This is a genomic window from Pseudomonadota bacterium (assembly GCA_039196715.1).
Classification (GTDB): domain Bacteria; phylum Pseudomonadota; class Gammaproteobacteria; order CALCKW01; family CALCKW01; genus CALCKW01.
Genome location: JBCCUP010000062.1, coordinates 20,993 through 27,338, shown reverse-complemented (window position 1 = coordinate 27,338; position 6,346 = coordinate 20,993). Strand labels below are relative to the sequence as shown.

The following is a 6,346-nucleotide window of genomic DNA, read 5'->3' as shown; positions in this document are numbered from 1 at the left end:
GTCGCCGGCGGTGGGAATCTTGTACGTGCTCGGCGCGTGCGTCTTCAGCTCGCCGTCGTCGGTCCACCAGAGCTCTTCGGTGGTCAGCCAGCCCATGCCCTGGATGAAACCGCCCTCGACCTGGCCGAGGTCGATCGCCGGGTTCAGCGATGTCCCCGCATCGTGCAGGATGTCGACCCGGTCGACGCGGTACTCGCCGGTCAGCGTGTCGATGCTGACTTCGGAAACGGCAGCGCCGTAGGCGAAGTAGTAGAACGGGCGGCCGGTCAGCGACGCCGGGTCGTAGTGGATTTTCGGGGTCGCGTAGAAACCGGTGGCGCTGAGCGAGACGCGGGCGAGGTAGGCGGCCTTGACCAGCTCGTCGAACGGCAGCTGGTGTTCGCCCGCGCGCACGGCACCGTCGGCGAATTCGATGTCGGCTGCCGCGCAGCCAAAGCGGTCGGCGGCGACGTCGGCAAGGCGCGCGCGCACGGTGTGGGCCGCGTTTTGTGCGGCCATGCCGTTGAGGTCGGAACCGCTGCTCGCCGCGGTGGCCGAGGTGTTGGGCACCTTGTCGGTGCGGGTGCTCGACACACGCACGCGGTCAAGTGGAATGCCGAACACGTCCGCCACGACCTGCGCCACCTTGATATACAAGCCCTGACCCATTTCGGTGCCGCCGTGGTTGAGCAGCACGCTGCCGTCGCTGTAGAGCTGCAGCAGCGCACCCGCCTGGTTCAGGTGGGTGGTGGTGAAGCTGATGCCGAACTTGACCGGCGTCAGCGCGATGCCACGTTTGACCCCGGTAGACTCTGCGTTGAACGCGTTGATCTCGGCGTGGCGGGCGCGGTAGTTGGCACGCTCGGCGAGTTCGTCGACGATCCGGTCGGCGACGAAGTCCTCGACCACCATGCCGTAGGGTGTTTCAAGGGCGCCGGCGCGGTAGAAATTGCGTTGCCGCACAGCGAGCGGGTCCAGGCCGCGGTCGGCCGCCACGGCTGCGATGATCTGTTCGATACCGAGCATCCCCTGCGGCCCGCCGAAACCGCGGAACGCGGTGTTGCTGACGGTGTGGGTGAAGCATCGGTAGCTCCGCACGCGCACCGCGGGAATGAAATAGCAGTTGTCAGTGTGGAAGAGTGCGCGGTCGGCGATGGCGCCCGAGAGGTCCGCTGACATGCCGCAACGCACCGCGTGTTCGACGTCGAGCGCACGCAGCACGCCGTCGTTGTCAAAACCGACGTGGTAGCGCACACGGAAGTCGTGGCGTTTGCCGGTCATGCGCATGTCGTCGTCGCGGTCGAGGCACACCTTGGCGGCACGGCCGGTGACCCAGGTTGCGAGCGCGGCGATGCTCGCGAACAGCGCCGGTTGCGACTCCTTGCCGCCGAAACCGCCGCCCATCCGACGCACCTCGCACACCACGTCGTGGTCGCTGAGCCCGAGCACCTTGGCCACGGTGTGTTGCACCTCGCTCGGGTGCTGGGTCGAGCTGTGGACGTGCACGGTGCCAGCTTCGCCCGGCAGCGTCAGGCAGACCTGGCCCTCGAGGTAGAAGTGGTCCTGCCCGCCAATACGCAACTCGCCCTCGAGGCGATGCGGCGCGGTCGCGAGTGCGGTGTCGACCGCGCCGCGCTCGAGTGTGCGCGGCTCGAGCACGTAGCGCTCGGCCGCCATCGCGGCATCGACCGTGGTGATCGCCTCGTGCACGGTCCAGTCGGCCTCGTGCAGTGCGGCGGCCGCACGGGCCTCGGCCAGCGATTCCGCCGCCACCGCGAACACCGATTGCCCGGCGTACAGCGCCGTGCGTTCGACGAACACCGGGTCGTCGCCCATCACCGGGCTGCAGTCGTTGACGCCGGGGATGTCATGCGCGCTGAGCACGGCCACCACGCCTGGCGCACGTCGCACCGCGTCGAGGTGCAGTGCGTTCAGTGTGGCGTGCGCGTGCGGGCTCTGGGCGATAAAGAGGTGCAGCGTGCCGGGCGGCTCAGGCAGGTCGTCGATGTAGCGCGCGGCACCGCTGACGTGCAGGGCGGCGCTGTCGTGCGCGACGCTGTTGTGGACGCTCTGACTCATACCGAATCCGCCGCAGGCCAGAGGTCCACCACGTTGCCTGTGGCGACCTCGCGCACGAATTTGATCAGGAGGTTGCGCGCGACGCGTTCGCGGTAGGCGCGGCTCGCGCGCCAGTCGCCGAGCGGGGAGAAATCCGCGGAGAGGGCGTCGAGCGCACCCTCGTGCAACGCGGTCTCGGTGAACGGTGCGCCGAGCAGCGCACTCTCCGCCTGGCGTGCGCGCTTGGGTATGCCTGCGAGTCCACCGTAGGCGAGGCGAATGTCGACCACCACGCCGTGGGCGTTGCACACGACGTAGCCGGCAAAGCTCACGGCCGAAATGTCCTGCTCGAAGCGCTTGGAAATCTTGTGGCTGCTGAAGTGTGCGTCGCGGCCGAGCGGCGGCACCTGCACGGCGCGCACAAACTCGCCGGGCGCGATCGCCTGTTTGCCGTAATCGATAAAGAATTCGTCGAGCGCGAGCTCGCGTGTACCCTCGGTGCTCTGCAGCACCACGCTTGCACCGAGCGCCAGCAGCGCCGGTGGCATGTCGCCGATGGGGGAGCCGTTGGCGATGTTCCCGACCACGGTGCCGGTGTTGCGAATCTGGGTCGAGCCGATGCGGCGCACCAGGGTGCCGAGCCGTGGGTGGTGGTCAGCCAGCGCGGGCAGGGCATCTCGGTAGCTGCAGGCGGCGCCGATCTCCAGCCAGCCGGCGTTGCGGCTGACGCCGCCGAGCTCGGCGAGCCGCGCGGTCGAGACCACGGTCTCCAGGGTGCGCTGCTGTTTCGTGACCCACAAGCCGACGTCGGTGCCACCGGCGAGCACCGTGGCTGACGGGTGCTCGGCCAGCACCTCGGCGAGCCGCTCGGGCACCGCGGGCGCGAAGAAGGCGCCGCTTTTGGCGGTGTAGCCGATGTGGTCGTCGCGGTCGAAACCGGGCAGGGTGTCCACCAGGTGTTTGTGCTGCGGCTCGAACATGGCGCGCGCGAACTCGCGGTCGACGACGTCGTCGGCGGCGAGAATGGGCCCGTAGCCGGTGCAGCGGCAGAGGTTGCCCGCCAGGGTGTCCACCGCGGGGCTCTCGTCGCCGTTCTGCGAGCGGGCAAACAGTGACATCACAATTCCCGGTGTGCAGAAACCGCATTGCGAGGCGTGCTGCTCAACGAGCGTCTGTTGTACCGGGTGGAGCGAGCCGAACTGACTCAGGTGTTCAACCGTGATCACCGCCCGGGCGTCCAGCGTGGCGATGAACACGATGCAGGCGTTGACCGCGCGGTAGTGCACCGCACCGTCGCGCCAGCTCGCGAGCACGACGGTACAAGCGCCGCAATCCCCTTCGGCGCAGCCTTCCTTGGTGCCGGTGAGTGCGCGGCGTTGGCGCAACCAGTTCAGCAAGGTCAGGGTCGGTGGCGGCGCTGTCAGGCTGACCGCCTCGCCGTTCAACAGGAAGTGGACCGTGTCGCGGTCGGTGCGGGCCACGGCCTCAACTGCCTCGGTAGGTGCTGTAGCTCCATGGCGAGACCAGCAGCGGTACGTGGTAGTGGGCGTTGGGGTCGGCGATGCCGAAGCGCAGAACGACCTCGTCGACAAACGGCGGGTCGGGCATCGACGTCCCCCGCGCAGCGAAATAGGCACCGGCAGCGAAGCAGAGTTCGTAGATGCCGGCTGCGGCTTCATCGGCGGTGAGCAGCGGCGCGTCAACACGGCCATCGGCGTTCGTGACGGCGCTACACACCGCGCTGCGTGCGGTGTCGGTGATGCGAAAAAGTGTCAGTTGCACGCCGGCGGCAGGTACGCCGTTCGCGGTGTCGAGAACGTGTGTCGTAAGTCCTGCCATAATCACGTGATTCCACAGGCGGCGGTTCAAACGGGCCCTGTCGTGCTGGCCGTCGCGCGGCGGTAACCGAGGCGCGGTGCAGGCAGTGTATACAATCGCCCGAACCCGCACCACGGCGTCACCGCGCCGCACACCCACGCTTTTTGCCCTGGATGAATCCCAGTATGGCTGATGAACTCGACAAAGACGCGCTCCACTACCACGAGTTTCCCGCGCCGGGAAAACTCGAGATCCGGCCGACCAAACGCATGGTCAGCCAGCGCGATCTGGCGCTCGCCTACTCGCCGGGTGTGGCGGCAGCGTGCACAGCCATCGAAGGGGATCCGGCGCTCGCCGCCCGCTATACCTCGCGCGGAAACCTCGTTGCGGTGATCAGCAACGGCACTGCCGTACTCGGACTCGGGTCGATCGGGCCGCTCGCGAGCAAGCCGGTCATGGAGGGCAAGGCGGTGCTCTTCAAGAAGTTCGCGGGTGTTGATTGTTTCGACATCGAGGTCGACACCACCGACGTCGACGCGTTCTGCGACGCCGTCGCGGTGTTGGAACCCACCTTCGGCGGTATCAACCTCGAGGACATCCGCGCGCCAGCGTGTTTCGAGATCGAGAAGCGCCTGCGTGCGCGCATGAACATCCCGGTGTTCCACGACGACCAACACGGCACCGCCATCGTGGTCGCCGCCGCGGTGCGCAACGCCTTGCGCATCGCCGGCAAGGCACTCGCGGACTGCAAGCTGGTGGCGAGCGGCGCGGGGGCTGCGTCGATTGCCTGTCTGGAGCTGTTGGTCAGCATGGGCTTGCCACGCGAGAACATCATCGTCTGCGACACCGCTGGCGTTGTGCACGTCGGCCGCAACGAGAAGATGGACGAGTACAAGGGCGCGTTCGCCACCACCGCCAAGGGCCGCACCCTGAGCGAGGTCATCGGCGGGGCTGACATCTTCCTCGGCCTCTCGGCGCCCGGGGTCATGACCACCGAGGATGTCGCGGCGATGGCCGACAAACCGTTGATCATGGCGCTCGCCAACCCCGAGCCCGAGATCCGGCCCGAAGTGATCCAGTCGGTGCGCGACGACGCGTTCATCGCGACCGGGCGGTCGGACTACCCCAATCAGGTCAACAACGTGCTCTGCTTCCCGTTCATGTTCCGCGGTGCGTTGGACGTCGGTGCGACCGCCATCAACGAGGAGATGAAGATCGCGGCGGCCGAGGCGATCTCGGACATCGCGATGCGCGAGTCCTCCGACGTGGTGTCGGCGGCCTACGGCGGCTCGGTGTTCGAGTTCGGCCGCGAGTACCTCATTCCCAAACCCTTCGACCCGAGGCTGATGACCGAAATCCCGGTGCGCGTGGCTGAAGCCGCGATGCGCTCGGGCGTGGCCACACGGCCGATCGAGGACGTGAGTCAGTACCGCCGGCAGCTCACGTCCTTCGTGTACAAGAGCGGCAACGTGATGCGACCGTTGTTCGAGCGCGCGCGCACCTCACCGCGCAGTGTGGTCTTCGCCGAGGGCGAGTCCCGGCGCGTGCTGACCGCGGTGCAGGAACTGCTGGACGAAAACCTCTGCAAACCGATCCTGGTCGGGCGGCGGGCCGCGATCCAGGACAAGATCACCAAACTCGGCCTGCGCTACCGCATCGACGACGATGTGCGCGTGGTCGAGCCGGGCAACAACCCGGACGAGGCGCGGCTGGCAACGGCCTACCACGAACGCATGCGCCGTCGCGGTGCGCCGCCGGACTACGCCGGCAACACGGTGCGCACCACGCCAACCGTGATCGCTGCCTTGATGGTGGAACTCGGTGATGCCGACGCGATGGTCTGTGGCATCCAGGGCGGCTACATCCGCCAGGTCCGGCACCTGCGTGCGTTGATCGGGCTCGCGCCCGACGCCTCCGATTTCTCCGCGGTGACACTCCTGATTCTGAGCCGGGGCACCTACTTCCTGACCGACACCCACATCTCGGAGGAGCCGCCCGCGGACCACATAGCCGAGACCGCGGCGATGGGCGCCAAGGTGGTGCAGCGCTTCGGCATGCAGCCACGCATTGCGCTGGTGTCGCATTCGAATTTTGGCACGCGCGACAACCCGGCGGCGGTGAAGATGCGCGAGGCGCGTGCCCTCATCGCCGAGCGGCATCCGGAGCTCGAGGTCGACGGCGAGATGCACGCTGACACGGCGCTGATCGAGGAGCACCGTGACCGCATCTTCCCCGGCAGCGGCTACCGTGGCGAGGCCAACCTGTTGGTCTTCCCCAACCTCGACGCGGCGAACATCACCTACAACACGGTCAAGGTGTTGGCGGACGCGATGCCGGTCGGCCCGATGCTGACGGGCGTCGCCAAACCCGCGCACGTGCTGACCGATGCGGCGTCGGTGCGGACGATCGTCAACGTGACGGCGATTGCCGTGACCGAAGCCCAGGAACAGGGCCGGGGCGGCTAGCGCGGTATCACCGGGCCTGTAACGCA

Annotated in this window: 4 protein-coding genes; 1 reads left to right on the top strand and 3 read right to left on the bottom strand. The window is 67.6% G+C overall.

Translation table 11 applies throughout. The features are described 5' to 3' along the window. The 3 genes from xdhB to uraH form a co-directional block, all read right to left on the bottom strand. Positions 1-2,058 (bottom strand): xanthine dehydrogenase molybdopterin binding subunit (gene xdhB / locus AAGA11_17540; GenBank protein ID MEM9604671.1); only part of this gene is annotated, 2,058 nt, incomplete at its 3' end. Continuing rightward, entirely contained in the window at positions 2,055-3,518 is a 1,464-nt protein-coding gene (gene xdhA / locus AAGA11_17535) for a xanthine dehydrogenase small subunit (protein MEM9604670.1), read from the bottom strand. The genes xdhB and xdhA, both read right to left, overlap by 4 nt. Before the next feature lie 4 nt (positions 3,519-3,522). Further along, positions 3,523-3,876 (bottom strand): hydroxyisourate hydrolase, encoded by a 354-nt coding sequence (gene uraH / locus AAGA11_17530; protein MEM9604669.1) that lies wholly within the window; start codon positions 3,874-3,876, stop codon positions 3,523-3,525. A gap of 164 nt (positions 3,877-4,040) precedes the next feature. On the opposite strand from uraH, the gene AAGA11_17525 reads away from it, so the two are divergent. Further along, the gene (locus AAGA11_17525) at positions 4,041-6,320 is read left to right on the top strand and encodes an NADP-dependent malic enzyme (GenBank protein MEM9604668.1); all 2,280 of its coding nucleotides are present in this window, start codon (positions 4,041-4,043) and stop codon (positions 6,318-6,320) included. Positions 6,321-6,346: the final 26 nt, after the last annotated feature.

Coding starts and splice junctions, on each gene's coding strand:
- AAGA11_17525 (MEM9604668.1), top strand. CDS start 4,041: ATGGCTGATGAACTCGACAAAGACGCGCTCCACTACCACGAGTTTCCC.
- uraH (MEM9604669.1), bottom strand. CDS start 3,876: ATGGCAGGACTTACGACACACGTTCTCGACACCGCGAACGGCGTACCT.